Source organism: Kitasatospora sp. Root107, from assembly GCF_001424875.1.
In the GTDB taxonomy this organism is placed as follows: Bacteria; Actinomycetota; Actinomycetes; order Streptomycetales; family Streptomycetaceae; genus Kitasatospora.
Genome location: NZ_LMCT01000011.1, coordinates 1 through 16,649, shown reverse-complemented (window position 1 = coordinate 16,649; position 16,649 = coordinate 1). Strand labels below are relative to the sequence as shown.

Annotated in this window: 15 protein-coding genes and 2 tRNA genes; 11 read left to right on the top strand and 6 right to left on the bottom strand. The window is 69.3% G+C overall.

The genetic code is table 11. The features are described 5' to 3' along the window. The first annotated feature begins 200 nt into the window (after positions 1-200). A complete protein-coding gene (gene dnaE / locus ASC99_RS10200; protein ID WP_057230454.1) occupies positions 201-3,758 on the top strand; it encodes a DNA polymerase III subunit alpha in 3,558 nt (1,185 codons plus the stop codon). Between the two features lie 28 nt (positions 3,759-3,786). Here the strand turns inward: dnaE and ASC99_RS10195 are convergent, their stop codons facing one another. Next, entirely contained in the window at positions 3,787-4,683 is an 897-nt protein-coding gene (locus tag ASC99_RS10195) for a LysR family transcriptional regulator (RefSeq protein WP_057230452.1), read from the bottom strand. 72 nt (positions 4,684-4,755) lie between these two features. On the opposite strand from ASC99_RS10195, the gene ASC99_RS10190 reads away from it, so the two are divergent. Further along, positions 4,756-5,169 (top strand): RidA family protein, encoded by a 414-nt coding sequence (locus ASC99_RS10190; RefSeq protein ID WP_057230451.1) that lies wholly within the window; start codon positions 4,756-4,758, stop codon positions 5,167-5,169. Here ASC99_RS10190 and ASC99_RS10185 read toward each other — a convergent pair. Continuing rightward, the gene (locus ASC99_RS10185) at positions 5,152-5,607 is read right to left on the bottom strand and encodes an Lrp/AsnC family transcriptional regulator (RefSeq protein WP_057230449.1); all 456 of its coding nucleotides are present in this window, start codon (positions 5,605-5,607) and stop codon (positions 5,152-5,154) included. The genes ASC99_RS10190 and ASC99_RS10185 overlap by 18 nt on opposite strands. Before the next feature lie 172 nt (positions 5,608-5,779). Between ASC99_RS10185 and ASC99_RS10180 the strand changes: the two genes are divergently transcribed. From ASC99_RS10180 to ASC99_RS10155, 6 genes are all read left to right on the top strand, one after another. Further along, the gene (locus tag ASC99_RS10180; protein ID WP_057230447.1) at positions 5,780-6,781 is read left to right on the top strand and encodes an asparaginase; all 1,002 of its coding nucleotides are present in this window, start codon (positions 5,780-5,782) and stop codon (positions 6,779-6,781) included. A 98-nt stretch (positions 6,782-6,879) separates the two neighbouring features. Continuing rightward, on the top strand, positions 6,880-8,217 hold the full coding sequence (locus ASC99_RS10175; protein WP_057230446.1) for a DUF2252 domain-containing protein: 1,338 nt from the start codon (positions 6,880-6,882) through the stop codon (positions 8,215-8,217). A gap of 139 nt (positions 8,218-8,356) precedes the next feature. Then, positions 8,357-8,920 carry a recombinase family protein gene (locus ASC99_RS10170; RefSeq protein ID WP_057230444.1) on the top strand — a complete coding sequence of 188 codons (564 nt, stop codon included), beginning with the start codon at positions 8,357-8,359 and terminating at the stop codon, positions 8,918-8,920. Positions 8,921-9,284: 364 nt separating this feature from the next. After that, entirely contained in the window at positions 9,285-9,899 is a 615-nt protein-coding gene (locus ASC99_RS10165; protein WP_157531465.1) for a hypothetical protein, read from the top strand. 312 nt (positions 9,900-10,211) lie between these two features. Beyond that, positions 10,212-10,285 (top strand) — tRNA-Arg (locus ASC99_RS10160). 5 nt (positions 10,286-10,290) lie between these two features. Further along, positions 10,291-10,369, top strand: a tRNA-Asn gene (locus ASC99_RS10155). A gap of 222 nt (positions 10,370-10,591) precedes the next feature. Here the strand turns inward: ASC99_RS10155 and ASC99_RS10150 are convergent. Together ASC99_RS10150 and ASC99_RS10145 are read right to left on the bottom strand one after the other, a co-directional pair. Further along, the gene (locus ASC99_RS10150; RefSeq protein ID WP_057230442.1) at positions 10,592-11,347 is read right to left on the bottom strand and encodes an IS5/IS1182 family transposase; all 756 of its coding nucleotides are present in this window, start codon (positions 11,345-11,347) and stop codon (positions 10,592-10,594) included. A 488-nt stretch (positions 11,348-11,835) separates the two neighbouring features. Continuing rightward, a complete protein-coding gene (locus ASC99_RS10145; protein WP_057230441.1) occupies positions 11,836-12,435 on the bottom strand; it encodes a TetR/AcrR family transcriptional regulator in 600 nt (199 codons plus the stop codon). Positions 12,436-12,508: 73 nt separating this feature from the next. Between ASC99_RS10145 and ASC99_RS10140 the strand changes: the two genes are divergently transcribed. After that, positions 12,509-13,348: a class I SAM-dependent methyltransferase gene (locus ASC99_RS10140; RefSeq protein ID WP_057230915.1), complete on the top strand. Its 840-nt coding sequence runs from the start codon at positions 12,509-12,511 to the stop codon at positions 13,346-13,348. Between the two features lie 229 nt (positions 13,349-13,577). Then, entirely contained in the window at positions 13,578-14,744 is a 1,167-nt protein-coding gene (locus tag ASC99_RS10135) for an IS630 family transposase (protein ID WP_235502858.1), read from the top strand. Between the two features lie 154 nt (positions 14,745-14,898). Here ASC99_RS10135 and ASC99_RS10130 read toward each other — a convergent pair whose 3' ends face one another. Then, positions 14,899-15,117, bottom strand: coding sequence for a hypothetical protein (locus ASC99_RS10130; protein ID WP_057230438.1), 219 nt, complete (start codon positions 15,115-15,117; stop codon positions 14,899-14,901). Between the two features lie 330 nt (positions 15,118-15,447). Between ASC99_RS10130 and ASC99_RS10125 the strand changes: the two genes are divergently transcribed. Beyond that, complete coding sequence (locus ASC99_RS10125; RefSeq protein ID WP_235502857.1) at positions 15,448-15,633, top strand: hypothetical protein; 186 nt, start codon at positions 15,448-15,450, stop codon at positions 15,631-15,633. 370 nt (positions 15,634-16,003) lie between these two features. On the opposite strand, the gene ASC99_RS10120 is transcribed toward ASC99_RS10125, so the two are convergent. After that, entirely contained in the window at positions 16,004-16,504 is a 501-nt protein-coding gene (locus tag ASC99_RS10120; RefSeq protein ID WP_057230436.1) for a hypothetical protein, read from the bottom strand. Between the last annotated feature and the right edge of the window lie 145 nt (positions 16,505-16,649).

The following is a 16,649-nucleotide window of genomic DNA, read 5'->3' as shown; positions in this document are numbered from 1 at the left end:
GAGCCTTCCTTCGAGGGTCTGTCTGGCGATTCCCGTCGGATCAGACCGGGTCGTTCGGTGCGTGCGCTCGGCGTGCGGCCGGGGCGCCCTCGTAGCGGAGCTACTTGGGTGTTTCGGCCGTGCGGTGAGCGTGCGTGCCGGGCGGGCCGGGCCCGACGGGAATCGCCAGACAGACCCTGCGCCTGAGGAGCCGTCCCACCGTGGCCGACAGCTTTGTTCACCTGCATGTCCACACCGAGTTCTCGATGCTGGACGGAGCGGCGAAGAACGGGAAGCTGTTCGCGGAGGCCGAGCGGCAGGGCATGCCCGCGATCGCGATGAGCGACCACGGCAACATGTTCGGCGCGTACGAGTTCTTCCAGACCTCGAAGAAGATCGGCAGCGTCAAGCCGATCATCGGCATCGAGGCGTACGTCGCACCGGGCTCGCGGTTCGAGAAGAAGCCGGTGTTCTGGGCGCCCGGCGGGCAGCGTCAGGTGAGCGCGGACGGCGAGGGCGGCAAGGACGTCTCGGGTGGTGGCCGGTACACCCACATGACCATGTGGGCGCAGAACGCCACCGGGCTGCGCAACCTCTTCAAGCTCTCCTCGCTCGCGTCGATGGAGGGCTACTACATGAAGCCCCGGATGGACCGCGAGCTGATCGCCGCGAACGCCACCGGGATCATCGCCACCACCGGCTGCCCGTCCGGCGAGGTGCAGACCCGGCTGCGGCTGGGCCAGTACGAGGAGGCGGTCAAGGCCGCCGACGCGTACCAGCAGATCTTCGGCCGGGAGAACTACTTCCTGGAGCTGATGGACCACGACCTGTCCATCGAGCGGGACGTCCGGGACGGTCTGCTCCGGCTCGCCAAGCAGCTGGACATCCCGCTGCTGGCCACCAACGACTCGCACTACGTGACGGCCGATCAGGCCGACGCCCACGACAGCCTGCTCTGCGTCGGCGTGGGCAAGAACAAGGACGACCCGAACCGCTTCAAGTTCAACGGCAGCGGCTACTACATCAAGACGCCGGAGGAGATGCGCGCGCTCTTCACCGAGCTGCCGGAGGCGTGCCGCAACACGCTGGAGATCGCCGACCGGATCGAGCCGTACGACGAGGTCTTCAACTACGTCGACCGGATGCCGCAGTTCGACGTGCCCGAGGGCGAGACCCAGGCGTCCTTCCTGCGGCAGAAGATCAAGGCCGGCCTGCAGCACCGCTACGGCGACAGCCCGAGCCAGGAGGTGCTGGACCGGATCGAGCTGGAGATGGGCGTCATCTCCCCGATGGGCTTCGACGCGTACTTCCTGGTGGTCGCCGACATCTGCCAGTACGCCCGCGACAACGGCATCCCGGTCGGCCCGGGCCGTGGTTCGGCGGCCGGGTCGATGGTCTCGTACCTGACCCGGATCACCGAGCTGGACCCGCTCGAGCACGATCTGCTGTTCGAGCGGTTCCTGAACCCCGAGCGCATCAACCCCCCGGACGTCGACATCGACTTCGACGACCGCCAGCGCGACCAGATGGTGCGCTACGTCACCGACAAGTACGGCGAGGCGTACACCGCCCAGGTGAACACCTTCGGCACCATCAAGGCCAAGGCGGCCGTGAAGGACGCCAACCGCATCCTCGGCTACCCGTTCGCGATGGGCGACCGGATCACCAAGGCGATGCCGCCGGACGTGATGGGCAAGGGCGTGCCGCTGGCCGACCTGTTCAACGACAAGCACCCGCGCTACAACGAGGGCACCGAGATCCGCTCGCTCTACGCGAACGAGCCGGACGTCAAGAAGATCATCGACACCGGCCTCGGCATCGAGGGCCTGATCCGCGGCACCGGTGTGCACGCGGCGGCCGTGATCCTCTCCTCGACCCCGCTGCTGGAACTGATCCCGCTGCACAAGCGGGACAAGGACGGCGTGATCATCACCGGCTTCGACTACCCGTCGTGCGAAGCCATGGGTCTGATCAAGATGGACTTCCTGGGTCTGCGCAACCTGGGCATCATCGACCACTGCATCAAGATCGTGAAGTCCAACCGCGGGATCACCGTCGACATCGAGAAGATCCCGCTGGACGACCCGACCACCTACCAACTCCTGGCCCGGGGCGACACCCTGGGCGTGTTCCAGCTCGACGGCGGGCCCATGCGGGCGCTGCTCAAGCTGATGAAGCCGACCGAGTTCGCCGACATCTCCGCCGTCTCGGCGCTGTACCGGCCTGGCCCGATGGGCATGAACTCGCACACCAACTACGCCCTGCGCAAGAACGCCCAGCAGGAGATCATCCCGATCCACCCCGAGCTGGAGGCCCCGCTCGCCGAGGTGCTCGGCCCCACCTACGGTCTGATCGTCTATCAGGAGCAGGTGCAGCGAGCCGCCCAGGTGCTGGCCGGCTACAGCCTCGGACAGGCCGACCTGCTCCGCCGCGCGATGGGCAAGAAGAAGAAGGAGGTCCTGGAGAAGGAGTTCGTCCCCTTCCACGCGGGCTGCAAGGAGCGCGGCTACTCCGACGCGGCGATCCAGGCCGTCTGGGACGTGCTGGTGCCGTTCGCCGGGTACGCGTTCAACAAATCGCACTCGGCCGCGTACGGCCTGGTCTCGTACCAGACCGCCTACCTGAAGGCGAACTACCCCGCCGAGTACATGGCCGCCCTGCTCACCTCGGTGGCGGACGACAAGGACAAGATGGCCGTCTACCTGGCCGAGTGCCGGTCGATGGGCATCAAGATCCTCTCCCCGGACGTCAACGAGTCGGTGGAGGACTTCACCGCCGTCGGCACCGACGTCCGCTTCGGCCTCAAGGCCGTCCGCAACGTCGGCACCAACGTGATCGACTCGCTGGTCAAGTCCCGGAAGGAGAAGGGGAAGTACTCCTCCTTCGCCGACTTCCTGGACAAGGTCGAGCTGGTGGTCTGCAACAAGCGCACCGTCGACTCGCTGATCAAGGCCGGCGCCTTCGACTCGCTGGGCCACACCCGGCTCTCGCTCACCACCGTGCACGAGAACGCGATCGACGCCGTCACCGGCGTGAAGAAGCAGCAGGCGATCGGCCAGGACGACCTGTTCGGCGCGATGGACAACGGCGAGGACGTGCCGACCATCGGCCTGGACTTCGAGCTCTCCGACCGGGAGTGGCCACGCAAGCAACTCCTCAGCCTGGAGCGGGAGATGCTCGGCCTGTACGTCTCCAGCCACCCGTTGGACGGCGCCGAGCACATCCTCTCCCGCAACCGCGACGTCTCGATCGCCGAACTGCTCGGCTCCGGCCGCACCGAGGGCGAGGTCCGCCTGGCCGGCCTGATCACCGCCGTGGACCGCCGGATCAACAAGGCGGGCAACGCCTGGGCGATCATCACCCTGGCGGACCGGGACGGCTCGGTCGAGGTGCTGTTCTTCCCCGCCGCCTACAACCTGATGTCCGACCAGATGGTCGAGGACAACGTGATCGCGGTGCGCGGCCGGCTGAACGAACGCGACGGCTCGCTGAGCATCTTCGGCCAGGAGATCACCAGCCTGGACATCTCCTCCGCCGAACACGGCGGCAAGCCGCCGATCCTGATCACCGTCCCCACCGGCCGGGTCAACCCGGAGATGATCGCCGAGTTCAAGACCACCCTCCGCTCCCACCCGGGCGACGTCCCGGTCCGCCTCCTCACCACCGGCCGGGCCAAGAACGTCCTGTACGAGCTCGGCTTCCTGGTCAACCCCGACAACGGCGCCTTCGCCTCCGAGGTCAAGACCTTGCTGGGCCCGTCCGCCTGGAGCAACGCCTGAGTGGTGCCGCCTTGAGCCTGCCCCGGAGTCAGCCCGGGTGGGCGGCCACCAGGGCCAGGAAGCGGGCGACCAGTGGGCTGCGGTCCTCGGTGCGCCAGGCGGCCGCGACGGTGGTGCGGGCGGTGTTCGGGTCAAGCCGGCGGTAGGTGACGCCCGGGAGGCGGAGGCGGCGCAGGCCGGCCGGGGCGATCGAGACTCCGAGGCCCGCGCCGACCAGGGCGGCGACCGTCTGCCACTCCACCGCCTGCTGGCCGAGCCGGGGTTCGAAGCCCGCCTCGCGGCAGAGCCGGAGGATCCGGTCGTGCACCGTGGGGCCCGCCTCGCGGGGCAGCAGGACGAACGACTCGTCCGCCAACCCGGCGACCGGGACGGCTCGTTGGGCCGCCAGGGGGTGGGCGGCGGGCAGCACGGCGACGAGTTCCTCGGTCAGGATCGTCCGGGTACTCAGCCCCGGCTGCTCCGGCGGCTCGCGCAGCAGGCCGAGGTCGATGGTCTGCTCGTGCAGCGCGGCCACCTGCGGGGCCGTGGTCAGCTCGCGGAGCTCCAACCGCACTGCGGGATAGCGCTCTTGATAGGCCAGCAGTAGACCCGGCAGCACGGTCAGCGCGAGCGAGGCCGAGAAGCCGATCCGCAGCCGGCCCACCTCGCCGCTACCGGTGCGCCGGGCCGCGTCCAGTCCGTCCGCGATCTCGTCCAGCGCCCGTCGGGCGGCGGGCAGCAGCTCCTGGCCGGCGGCGGTCAGCGCGACCCCGCCGGGGCCCCGGGTGAACAGCGGGTGCCCGACCCTCTCCTCCAGTCGCCGGATCTGCTGACTGAGCGGCGGCTGCGCGATGCCGAGGCGTTCGGCGGCCCGGCCGAAGTGCAGCTCCTCCGCGAGGACGGCGAAGGCGTGCAGCTGGCGGAGTCCGAGTTCGGGGCGTTCCATATCGCCAGGGGTATCACAGGATGCCGTCCGGACTATTGGACGTATCACTGCCCCGTTGCCAAGCTCGCCCCCATGACCGAACGACGCGCGATTCTGAGTGGCTCCACCTTCGAGGAGGAGATCGGCTACGCCCGGGCGGTGGTCGACGGCGACCGGGTGCACGTGTCCGGCACCACCGGCTTCGACTACCGGACGATGACCATCTCCGAGGACGTGGTGGAGCAGGCCGAGCAGTGCCTGCGCAACATCGGCGAGGCGCTGGCGGCGGCGGGCTGCTCGTTCGCCGACGTGGTCCGGGTCAGGTATCTGCTGCCCGACCGGGCGGACTTCCCGCCCTGCTGGCCGAGCCTGCGCCGGATCTTCGGTCCGGTCCGCCCGGCTGCGACGATGCTGGAGTGCGGCCTGGCCGACCCCCGGATGAGGATCGAGATCGAGGTGGACGCCCGATGCCCGATGCCCGATGAGCCGTCAGCCGCCGACCGGTAGGCCGCTCGGTTCCTTCACCCGCTTCATGATGATCTGCGAGTTGACCTCGGTGACCCCCGCCAGGGTGGTCAGCCGCTCGATCCAGAGCCGCTCGTACGCCTTCAGGTCCTCGACCGCGATCCGCAACAGGCAGCCGGGGCTGCCGAACAGCCGGTACGCCTCGATCACGTCCGGGATCTCCTGGAGCGCGGCCTCGAAGGCCTCCACCGCCTCGCGTTCGCGGCGGACCTCGACCGAGACCAGCACCTCGAAGCTGCGGCCGACGGCGGCCGGGTCGATCACCGCGCGGTAGCCCCGGATCACCCCGTCCTGCTCCAGCTGGCGGACCCGGCGCATGCACGGCGAGGGCGTCAGCCCGACCCGCTGGGCCAACTCCTGGTTGCTCAGCCGGCCGTCGCGCTGGAGCTCGCGCAAGATATCCCTGTCGATCTGATCCATCACGCGATCATATTGCCCACTCCTTGTCATCTCTCGCAAGAATTCGCGATCGCATTGCGCACCGATTCGCCTATTCTTGCTGGTGAGCGTTCCGCCACCCGCGGAGACCAACAGGCAGCCCGGCCCCGGCAAACAGCTGGTGCCGGGCTGTTCCCCTTTGCAGGAGGCATTCATGGCCCGGATCGTCGTGATCAGCACCGGCGGGACCATAGCCAGCCGCTGGCAGGGCTCCGGCTTCGCCGCCGACGCCGACGGCAGCGAGGTGATGGCGACCGCAGCCGTCCCCGAGGGCGTCTCGGTCGAGGTGGTCGACCTGTTCAGCGTGAACAGCCCCCGGCTGACCAGCCGGCACCAGCTGGATCTGCTGCACACCGTGCACCGGGTGTTCCGCGACCCGGGGGTGGACGGCATCGTGGTGACCCACGGCACCGACACCCTGGAGGAGTCGGCCTTCCTGCTCGACCTGCACCACCGCGACCAGCGCCCGGTGGTGCTGACCGGCGCACAGCTCCCGCTGGACGCCGCCGACGGTGACGGGCCCGGCAACCTGCACGACGCCCTGCTGACCGCCGCCACCGCACGCGGCCTGGGTGTGCTGGTGGTCTTCGACGGCGAGGTGCACGCCGCCCGGGGCACCGTGAAGACCCAGACCGTCGCCCCGAACGCCTTCGCCGACCCCTCCGGCGACCGGCTCGGCGACGTCGGCTTCGGCCGCGCCCTGATCATCCGTCAGCCCGAGCGCCCGACCCCGCTCGCGCTTCCCGCCGCCGACGCCGTGCCGCCCCGAGTGGACATGGTGATGCACCACTCGGACGCCGACCCGGCGCTGTTCGAGGCCGCCGTGGCGGCCGGAGCACAGGGCCTGGTACTGGTCGCCACCGGCGCGGGCAACGCCACCCCGGAGTTCGTCGAGGCGGTCGCCGCCGCCACCGCCCGGGGCGTGCTGGTCGCACTGACCACCCGGGTGCAGTCCGGCCCGGTCACCGAGATCTACACCCACGGCGGTGCGGTCGACCTGGTCGCCGCGGGCGCCGTACCGACCGGCACGCTGCGGGCGGGGCAGTCCAGGATCGCCGTGCTGGCCGCGCTGCTCGGCGCCACCGACCCGGCCGAGCGCACCGAGCTGCTCCGGCATGCCCTGGCCGCCCGGAGCAGCGCACTCACCCACGCCTGAGCCGGCGGCCGGGGCCCTCGCCGCCGGCCGGGAACCTGTCCGAATACTGTGGCGTCATCCGACCCAGGACCGACGACCCAGCACAGAGGACGATCCCCATGCAGCAGCAGAACGCGGCCGAGCGCGAGCCCGACCGGGCCGAGACCATCCTGCGGGTCTTCGACGAGGCCTTCGGCCGACTGCTGGCCGAGGACCCGGCCGCGTTCAAGGTGAAGTTCCGCAAGATGGCCGCCTCGGCCTTCGCCTTCTACCGGGGCACCGCCGGGCTGTACTACGCGGACCTGACCACCGCTCCGTTCGAGGCGTTCGGCGCGCCGTACCTGGACGAGCGGACCAGCCGGGTCTGGATCCACGGCGACCTGCACGCGGAGAACTTCGGCACCTACCTGAACGCCGAGGGCCGGCTGGTCTTCAACGTCAACGACTTCGACGAGGCGTACGTCGGCGCCTTCACCTGGGACGTCCAGCGGCTGGCCGCCAGCCTGGCCCTGCTCGGCTACGCCAAGGCGCTCTCCGACAGCACCATCGCCGAGCTGGTCCGGGCCTTCGCCACCGCCTACCGGGCGCGGATCGCCGACCTCGCGGCGGGCGCACCGGCCGAGGCGTACACCCTGGACACCGCCGAGGGCCCGCTGCTGGCGACGCTGCGCGGGGCCCGGCTGCAGACCCGGGTGGCGCTGCTGGAGCGGGAGACCGTGATCGAGGGGTACGAGCGCCGGTTCCGCTCCGGCGGCGGCGCGATCCCGCTGGACGACTCCACCCGCGCCGAGGTGCTGGCCGCCTTCGAGCAGTACCTGGCGACCCTGCCCCCGGCCACCCGTATCCGGCCGGACGCCCTGCGGGTCAAGGACGTGGTCGGCCGCCGGGGCGTCGGCATCGGCAGCGCCGGCCTGCCCTCGTACAACGTGCTGGTGGAGGGCCACACCGACGCCCTGGAGAACGACGTGGTGATCTACCTGAAGCAGGGTCAGACCCCGGCGGTGTCCCGGCACGTGACGGACCCGGAGATCCGCAGCCACTTCGAGCACGAGGGCCACCGTACGGTGATCTCCCAGCGCGCCCTGCAGGCCGCCAGCGACCCCTGGCTCGGCTGGGCCACCCTGCGCGGCCAGGGCATGCTGGTCGCCGAGGTCTCCCCCTACTCGGCCGACCTGGACTGGACCGACCTCACCGAACCGGCCGACCTCCGCGACGTGGTCACCCACCTCGGCCGGGCCACCGCGGGCATGCACGCCGCCGCCGACGAGTCCTCCAGCGGGCACGGCCTGGTGCCGTTCTCCACCGAGCACGCGATCGACCGGGCGATCGGCGACGACACCGCCGGCTTCGCCGACATGCTGGTCTCCTTCGCCCTCACCTACGGCGACCGCGCCCGCAGCGACCACCAGATCTTCGTCGACCTCTTCCGCAACGACCGCATCCCCGGCCTGGGCTGACCTTCGGCAACTGCTCACGCATCTACGGTCAGGGGCTCGGGGAACGGAGCCCGGTCAGAACCATAGGTTCTGTCCGGGCCAGGTGGAGCGATCTTCGCTCTCCCAGGAAGGGCAGTAGCCCTGACCTGGAGGACGCCCCGTGACTACCACCCTGACCGAGCCCACCGTACGTGCTGACCGCGACGCCCTGCTGGGCCTTGGCCTCGCCCCCGCGCAGCTCGCCGACCTGGGCCTGTGGGAGGTGGTGACGGGTACGCCGGACGAACTTCGGGAGGGGTACGTCCGGCGGAGCCGGAAGCAGGACGATCTGACCAACCTCCGCAGTCACGTCCGGGACCTGGCGTTCTGGGCCAGGAAAGAGGGAGTGACGCTGCGCCACATCTGGTTCGAGCAGCAGTCGGCCAGTAAGTCCTGGGTGCGGCGTACGGAGTTCGATGGTGCCTGTGACGCGGTGCTGACGGGAGTCTCCAAGGGGCTGGCCGTATGGAAGACGGACCGGCTGTCCCGGGAGGGGATCGGCAAGGTCGGTGTCCTGCTGGACGAGTTCGACAAGCGTGGCGCGTCCCTGGTCAGCGTGTCCGAGGGGTTGGACAGCCGGAAGGGCGGGCGTCTGCTGTTCGCGATCCTGTCTGAGCGGGCTCGGGAGGAGGCTGCGGAGATCGCGTTCCCGCGTCACCGACGGGATCAACGCGCACAAGGATGAGGGGTGCTTCACCGGTGGCCGGGCCCCGTACGGGCTGCGTGCCACGGGTAAGAAGGGTGCGATGCGGGTGGAGCCGGACCCGGTGGAGTACGGGCCGTCCCGGCGCATCGCCGTCCTGCTGTGGGAGAACAGGCGACCGTGATGACCGCCGACGGGGCCGTTCGGCGCGACGGGAAGCCGTGGACGGAGCGGGCGATTGGAGCTGGCCCATTCCCCGTACTGGGCCGGGCTGGTCCCGGAATCACGCCCGGTCCTTGACGAGCATGGGCAGGCGACGGGGAAGTACAACCGGCCCGGGGTAAAGATGGGCCCGGACGGGCTGCCGGTCACGTGCGGCGAGGGCGTGGCCACGTACACGGAGTGGGTGACGATCCAGGGGAACCTGGCCGCCCGCTCCACGGACAAGCCCCGGGCGACGGGACGGGGGCGCGGCCACCGTCAGCGCACCGCCCTGCCGCCGCTCATCCTGCGCTGCCCCCACTGCGGCGGACCCGCCCGAAACAGCGGCGTGGTCCTCACGTGCCGCACGCGGGTGGACCAGGGCCCGGCCGCCTGTGTCGGGTTCACCACCGCGTCGGCCCGGCTGGAGGCTGCGGTGGAGGTGCTGTGGATCAACCACGTGCGGTCCCTTCCGCCGGGGTCCGCGACGGTCCAGGCGATTGGCCGCCGTTGGCTGGGGTTCATGAACCCGGAGCAGACCGCGCAGCGGGACAAACTGCGCTCCGCGCTCCAGCAAGCTGGGGAACGGCGCACCCAGCTCGATGACCGCTACTACCTCAAGGGCATGCCGGAGCGGGCGTACGAGCGGCTGGCGGAAGCCCTCGAACTCCAGATCACCACCCTCACCGCACAGTTGTCCGCCTGTCCGGCGAAGACGACCTGGCGCCGCTGGGCGACGGTGAGACGCTGGCGGAGCTGTGGGCGTCCCAGGACATTGACGGGCGCCGCGCCCTTCTCCAGGCCGCCCTGGGCCACCTGACGGTCCGTCCGGCGGCACGGCCCGGGGACCGCACACCCATAGCGGACCGCGTGGTGGTGACGTGGATTGACGAACCGCAACCGGGGGTGCGGGCATTGGCCGTACAGGCCGCGCAGCGGACCCGGCAGCGCAAGGCCAAGGCCAGGCCACGCTGGTACCGGCCGCCTGCCGGCCCGCAGGGACCACAACGGCCCGTTACTGGGGATCAGCCCCGGTGGCGGGCCGTCTGCACACCCGTCAGCACTGCCGCATCCCGGCGTCCGAAAACCTGTGGCCCCGGCGCAGGCCGTGGCACAGAATCAAGACCTACGGCCACCCGTAGCTCAGTTGGCCAGAGCACCGCCCCTCTAAGGCGGAGGTCGCCGGTTCAAGTCCGGTCGGGTGGACGTGCGCGGGTGTAGCTCAAAATGGATAGAGCGGCTGGACATTACACAGCCAGGTTGGGGGTTCGAGCCCCTCCGCCCGTGCCAGGCCCGTCACTGGGGATCAGTCCCGGCGGCGGGCCTTTCGACGTCTTCCACTCGGGCACATTGAGTACCCGAGATGCTACGCAGCGTATGCAAGATGTGCGGAGCTGCTCTCACTGAGCCTTTTCAGCTGTAGACCGTGAGGGTGAGGGTGAGGATCGCTGCGACGGCTGACGTGAGCCAGTTCGGGCTGCGGCGGGCGTGGCGGAGGATCCNTGAGCCTTTTCAGCTGTAGACCGTGAGGGTGAGGGTGAGGATCGCTGCGACGGCTGACGTGAGCCAGTTCGGGCTGCGGCGGGCGTGGCGGAGGATCCGCCAGGTTTTGAGCTTGGCGACACCGCGCTCGACGGCGACCCGTAGGCGGGCGTGGACCTTGTTGAACGCCCTGTACTTGTCGGGCAGTTCGCATCCGGCGGCGCGTTTGATCGGGGTTTCGAACGTGCCACCGGCGCTGACGTAGCCCTTGTCGGCGAGGACGGCGATCCCGAGTTCCTCGCAGATCGCGATGATGCGGTGGGTGCGGGTGGCCGTCAGGTCCGCGGTGCGGCCTGGCAGTGCGGGTGAGAACCACAGGATCGTGCCCTTGGGGTCGGTGACCACCTGGACGTTCACGCCGTGGCGACGGTGCTTGCCGGAGTAGTCGCCCTCGCTGTCGCGGACGCGGTCGCATTCGGCCAGGGTGCCGTCGACCAGCACATACTCCGGCTGTGCGGCGCCGAGGGTCTCTGCCAGGTCCGGCGCGTGTTCGGCGAGAAGGCCGACGACCGCCCGCACGTAGGCGCGGGCGGTGCCGACACTGATCCGGAAGCCGGCCGCGAGCTGGGCAAGGGTGTTGTGCTTGCGCAGGTAGACCAGGGCGAGCAGCGCCTGTTGGTGGGGCGCGAGTTTGCACCGGCGGTCACCCTCTCGGGTGACGATCAGCATGGTGACCAGCTCGACGAGTGCGTGGGGCAGGTCGAGTGCGGCAGGATATGCAATCAACGGGGCTTCCCGGCTGACGAGTTGAGGCGTAGAGAACCTGCTCAACGGCCGTGAGGCCCTGTCCGTTGCGCAGAACATCCGCCCGATTCGTCAGATCACCCGATCAGGTGCCGAGCTGAAAAGGCTCGCTGCGGGCGAATCAACAGGCTGCACGGGCAGGGAAATTCGGGGTGTTTTCTGGACTCGTGCGGTGACGGGCCGTCAGAGGTGAATGGGCGGGCCCGACACGGGACGAGGGCACACCGGCGGGCCACGGCTAAGTGGTCCGTCCTGGAAGTCCTTCGGGGGTTGACTTCGGGCCCCGTGTTGTACGTGGTGGTGTCTGGCCGGATGTCGGGGGGAGCGAGGCGGGGTCCCTGCGTTGGCTGCCACGATTGCTCGTTTATGAGAATCGCCATGTACGACGACAGTCCAGTTCGACTACGTGAAGGTCGACTCTTCCACGCACCGGTGCCCGAGCCTTGGGTATGCGCCTGCTGTATGGCCGTTCACCGCAGCGGGTCTTGCGCAGCGTCGGCAATGACTGCGGTGACGACTTTGCGGACGTCTCCGGCCTCTGGCGGGATGCCTTGTCGGTCGGCGAACAGCATGTGCGCGGCTCCGATGAGAGCGGGAGCGAGCGTGTCGACGTCAGCGTCCGCGGTGATGCGGCCGAGTTCGCGCTCGGCAGTTAGGTAGGAGGTGATCGCGGCCGCGGCATCCGTCAGGAGCGGGACGCCGACGGGCCTGACCTCGCGCAGTTGGGCGCGCAGGCTGTCCCGTGAGGTGACGAGGCTGACGATAGCCACCGCAACCGACTCGAACAGGTCCAGCAATGCCTGGGTGAGATTGTGGGCGACGGTGCCGGTGCCGGCGGACTTGCGCAGGGCGGCGGCCTGGTCGTCGATTCGCGCGATGCGGTCCAGTACGAGCTCGGCGAGGAAGGCGTCGAAATCGGCGAAGTGTCGGTGCAGGACGCCCTTGGCGCAGCCCGCCTCCGTGGTGACCGCCCGGCTGGTGAGCGCGCTCGGTCCGTCCCGCAGCAGGACACACTCGGCGGCATCGAACAGTTGGCCGCGCACATCGCGGATGGCTACTCCCGTGGGCACCGCACATCTCCTTGTTTTCTTGATCGGCCCGTTTGTATTGACGAGTGGGCACATGCCCACTAATAGTGGGCATGTGCCCACTCTACCGCTGGGGCGAGCTCCTCGCCCCGAAGACGCATCCCATGAAAACCGACAGGTAGCGGAGTCGTTCGGCTCGGACGCCGAACGCTACGACCGGGCTCGGCCCATGTACCCCCAAGCATTGGTGGACCGGATCGTTGCCGCCAGCCCTGGCCGCGATGTCCTGGATGTCGGCTGTGGCACTGGCATCGTGGCCCGGCAGTTCGAAGCGGCCGGATGCCGGGTGCTGGGTGTCGACGTCGACGCTCGGATGGCCGACCTCGCACGCCAGCGTGGACTCGACGTCGAGGTGGCGGCGTTCGAAGCTTGGGATCCGGCAGGCCGAGAGTTCGACGCCGTCGTTTCCGGACAGACCTGGCACTGGGTGGACCCGGTCGCTGGAGCTGCCACGGCGGCACAGGCTCTGCGTCCCCGCGGTCTGCTGGCCCTCTTCTGGAACGCGGGCCAGCCCTTGCCCGAAGTGGCGGAAGCCTTCGCCGAGGTCTATCGCCGGGTGATGCCCGACTCGCTCGCCGCACGTCAATGGACGGTGCCCGCCGTAGACGGGTACACGGCACTGTGCACCAAGGCAGCCGACGGGATACGGGAGGTGGATCGGTTCGCCGACCCCGAGCAGTGGCGATTCGACTGGGAACGGCCCTACACACGGGACGAGTGGCTGGATCAGCTACCCACCCAGGGCGCCTTCACCCGGCTCCCGCAGGCCAAGCTGGAGGAAGTGCTGGCTGGCGTCGGCGCCGCCATCGACGCGGCAGGAGGCAGCTTCACGATGCACTACGCCACCGTGGCAGTCACCACGCTGCGAACCGATACCCCCTCCACTGCTTCCTGATACGGGCCCTGCGTGGCCTACCCCTCCTCGTTCTCCTGGACGGCGCCGGTGGCCGGGTCGCGCAGCGGACGCAGGCCGCCGCCGGCCGGAGTGGTGGCGCAGATGCTGTAGCGACCGAACCGCTGGAAGTGCTCGGTCAGGTACTACGAGGAGACCTGGGCCAGGTCCGCCAGCTCTATCTCCCATCCCTCCTCCAGGAGATCTACTTCTGCTGATAGGCCTGCCTGCCTTGCCCGTTTCCTCCGCCTGCCCGATATCGCTGACCGCCTCGCAAAGGCATCGACTGAAGAAGATGGCCCATGGCCACAAGACCGCCTACCAGGCCCGGATGCGCGCGCAGATCGTGCTGCATGCGGCCAGGGGCCGCTCCAATGCGCGCATCGCGCGGGAGACCGGCCTGCATCTGGACACGGTGCGCAGGTGGCGAGGCCGCTTTGCCGAGCAGGGCCTGGCCGGGCTGACCGACCGCAACCGCCCCGGTCGCCCTTCCGCGTTTACCGCGCTGCGGGCCGCCCAGGTGAAGGCGCTGGCCTGCCAGTTACCCGTCGAGACTGGCGTGCCGCTGTCACGCTGGTCGTGCCCAGAGCTGGCCAGGGAGGCCATGGCCCGGGGCGTCGCTACGTTCATGTCGGCCTCCACCGTGCGCCGCTGGCTCGCCGAGGACGCGCTCAAGCCCTGGCGGTACCGCTCATGGATCTTCATCACCGACCCCGACTTCCGCGCGAGGGCCGAGCGTGTCCTGGACCTGTACGCCCGCACCTGGCAGGGCCAACCGCTCGGTGAGGACGAGTACGTGATCAGCGCGGACGAGAAGACCTCCATCCAGGCCCGCTGCCGCTGCCACCCAACCCTCGCCCCCGGCCAGGCCCGTGCGATGCGCGTCAACCACACCTACGGTCGCGGAGGCGCCTTGGCTGACCTGGCCGCCTACGACGTCCACTACGCAAAGGTGTTCGGCCGTACCGAGCCCAGGACCGGGATCGAACCGTTCATGAACCTTGTCACCCAGGTCATGAGCCGGGAGCCCTATGTCAGCGCCAAGCGCGTGTTCTGGATAGTCGACAACGGCTCCTCCCACCGAGGCAAGAAGGCCGCCGACCGGCTCACCGCCGCGTTCCCGAACACGGTGATGGTGCACACCCCCATCCACGCTTCGTGGTTGAACCAGGTGGAGATCTACTTCTCCGTCGTCCAGCGCAAGGTCGTCTCGCCCAACGACTTCACCGACCTTGCCCAGGTCGGGGACCGGCTCCGAGCCTTCGAAGACCGCTACAACGCCACGGCACAGCCGTTCCAGTGGAAGTTCACCACCTCCGACCTGGACGATCTGCTGGCCAGGCTCGACCGGCACACCACCGATCACCCGGAAGAATCCTCCTTCCGCCTCACCGCGTGATCAACCCCCGAAGGACTTCCGAAGCCGACCACTAAGGCGGCGACCTGACAGAGCAACGGCAGTCAGCAGCGGGCGACGGCCTGACGGCCCGCCACCCCCGACAGCCCACTGCCACGTGATCTTGACCGATTGCCAGGCGAGTTTGGTCGCCCGACTATCGGCGGCAGATCCAGTAGCTGTTGCCGGCCGGGTGCTTGCGGTGTTCACCGGTCGGGCGAGTCACCACGACGGCGCCGCCCTCGTACGAGACGCGGTCGCCCGCCGTGACGAACACCGGCCGGTCCAGGCTGACATGGAAGTCGGGGTTGAGCTGGAACTCGCTGAGGAGCAGCATCCGCGGCACTGGAGTGACTCCGTCGAAGTTGATGCGCATGGGCCGAGCATCCCGGAAGACCCGGTGCGACCGCGACAGGTTTCCCGCCCTCGGAGCGCGCGCCGACCCGGCCAGCGGGCCCGCACTGGTCAGACCCTGGCCAAGATCAAGTGACAGAAACCCAGTGACTGTCAAGATCACTTGGCAACCGGTCAAGATCCCCTGCCGGAGGACACCTGACCCGTCTCAGCGAACTTTGACCGGCGCCGCGAGTACGTAGATCGGCCCGGATTAGGGTGTTCGGATGACCGTCACCGACCCGCTGGTCTCTGTCCTTGCCGGGCTTCTCGTCGGCAACATCCGGTCCTCGACAGCTGCGATGACGACGAGGTGGATCCCGACTGTGCGGTGAAGGTGATGGAGGGCGTCGCCTCGGTGCTCAAGGGGCTGCCGTCCGAACAGCTCGAGCGACTCCTGCTGGCGATCGAGGGGCTGACCGAGACCGAGACCGATCCCGAACGACGGGAGTTCCTGGAGGCGTTCCCCTATGCCTGCGGGCTGATCGAGGTGGCCTGAACCCCAGGGCCTGCCCGTTCTCGGCAGCCAGAGGCCGGTCAAACTTCGCTGAGATGGGTCAACACCGGTAGCTGCGAGGCCGTGTCCCAGGCCTGTCTCAGGCCAGACCGAAAACGCTCCCACCTGGGGATACGGCCTGAGACTGTCCCAGCGAAACGGACACAACTCGCGTGCTGAGACGCCGGTGAGACATGCCTGGGACAGCCCCGTCCCCACACCGTCCCAGCCCGGGGAGCACCGCCCCGCCCGGAAAGGAACCGGCCACCGACCGCACCCGGCGCAGCCGCAGCACCCCGGTCGGGGTCAGGAACCGGAGCACGGAGACCGGGGCCGGCCGCTCCCAGCCGGGGAGCAGCCGGGCACGTGTTGCCTAGTAGTCCCGGTCCGCGTCCGGGGGCACCCAGGACGGTTCCCCGATGTGGCCGCCTTGGGCGGCGAATGCCTTCGTGGCGGCGGCGAAGGCGGCCGGCGGCTGGTAGCCGTGCGCCTCGACGTAGTGCGCGACCAGTGCGGGGGCGGCGAAGACGACGCCGTGCTCGCCAGGCACCCGGATCTCCCGGTCCCCGCGGGTCTCCTCCGTCCCGGTGTAGAAGTTCTCCAGCGACAGCAGGTCGGGGCACGCACCGATCTCGCAGTGGTGGTACCCGCGGGTCACGTTGACCCTCTGGTGCGCGGCTATCTCGCGCAGGGCCGCCACCAAGGCCGCGTCCACGGGGCCGGGCCGGCAGGAATCCCCCAGCCATCCCACGTTGAGACGAGGTGAGCCGGGAACGAAGTAGATGCACCCGTCTGGGATGTCGACCACCTCGATCACCCGATCCTCATCGTCGGTCAGATACGAGTAGCGGCTGAGATCGGCGTAGTAGGCCATGGACAGTGTTTCTACCAGCGACCGCACCGGAACAGGCAACGACCAGTCGCAGGCATCCACCGCCCCCAGCCACAACGAACCGGGGACCGGGATCAGCGGGCCACCCCGCCCCGGGGAGCACGACGACGGCCAGAACCAGCGGACC

Coding starts and splice junctions, on each gene's coding strand:
- ASC99_RS10175 (WP_057230446.1), top strand. CDS start 6,880: ATGCAGCAGCAGAACGCGGCCGAGCGCGAGCCCGACCGGGCCGAGACC.
- ASC99_RS10180 (WP_057230447.1), top strand. CDS start 5,780: ATGGCCCGGATCGTCGTGATCAGCACCGGCGGGACCATAGCCAGCCGC.
- ASC99_RS10120 (WP_057230436.1), bottom strand. CDS start 16,504: ATGGCCTACTACGCCGATCTCAGCCGCTACTCGTATCTGACCGACGAT.
- ASC99_RS10185 (WP_057230449.1), bottom strand. CDS start 5,607: ATGGATCAGATCGACAGGGATATCTTGCGCGAGCTCCAGCGCGACGGC.
- ASC99_RS10195 (WP_057230452.1), bottom strand. CDS start 4,683: ATGGAACGCCCCGAACTCGGACTCCGCCAGCTGCACGCCTTCGCCGTC.
- ASC99_RS10130 (WP_057230438.1), bottom strand. CDS start 15,117: ATGCGCATCAACTTCGACGGAGTCACTCCAGTGCCGCGGATGCTGCTC.
- ASC99_RS10190 (WP_057230451.1), top strand. CDS start 4,756: ATGACCGAACGACGCGCGATTCTGAGTGGCTCCACCTTCGAGGAGGAG.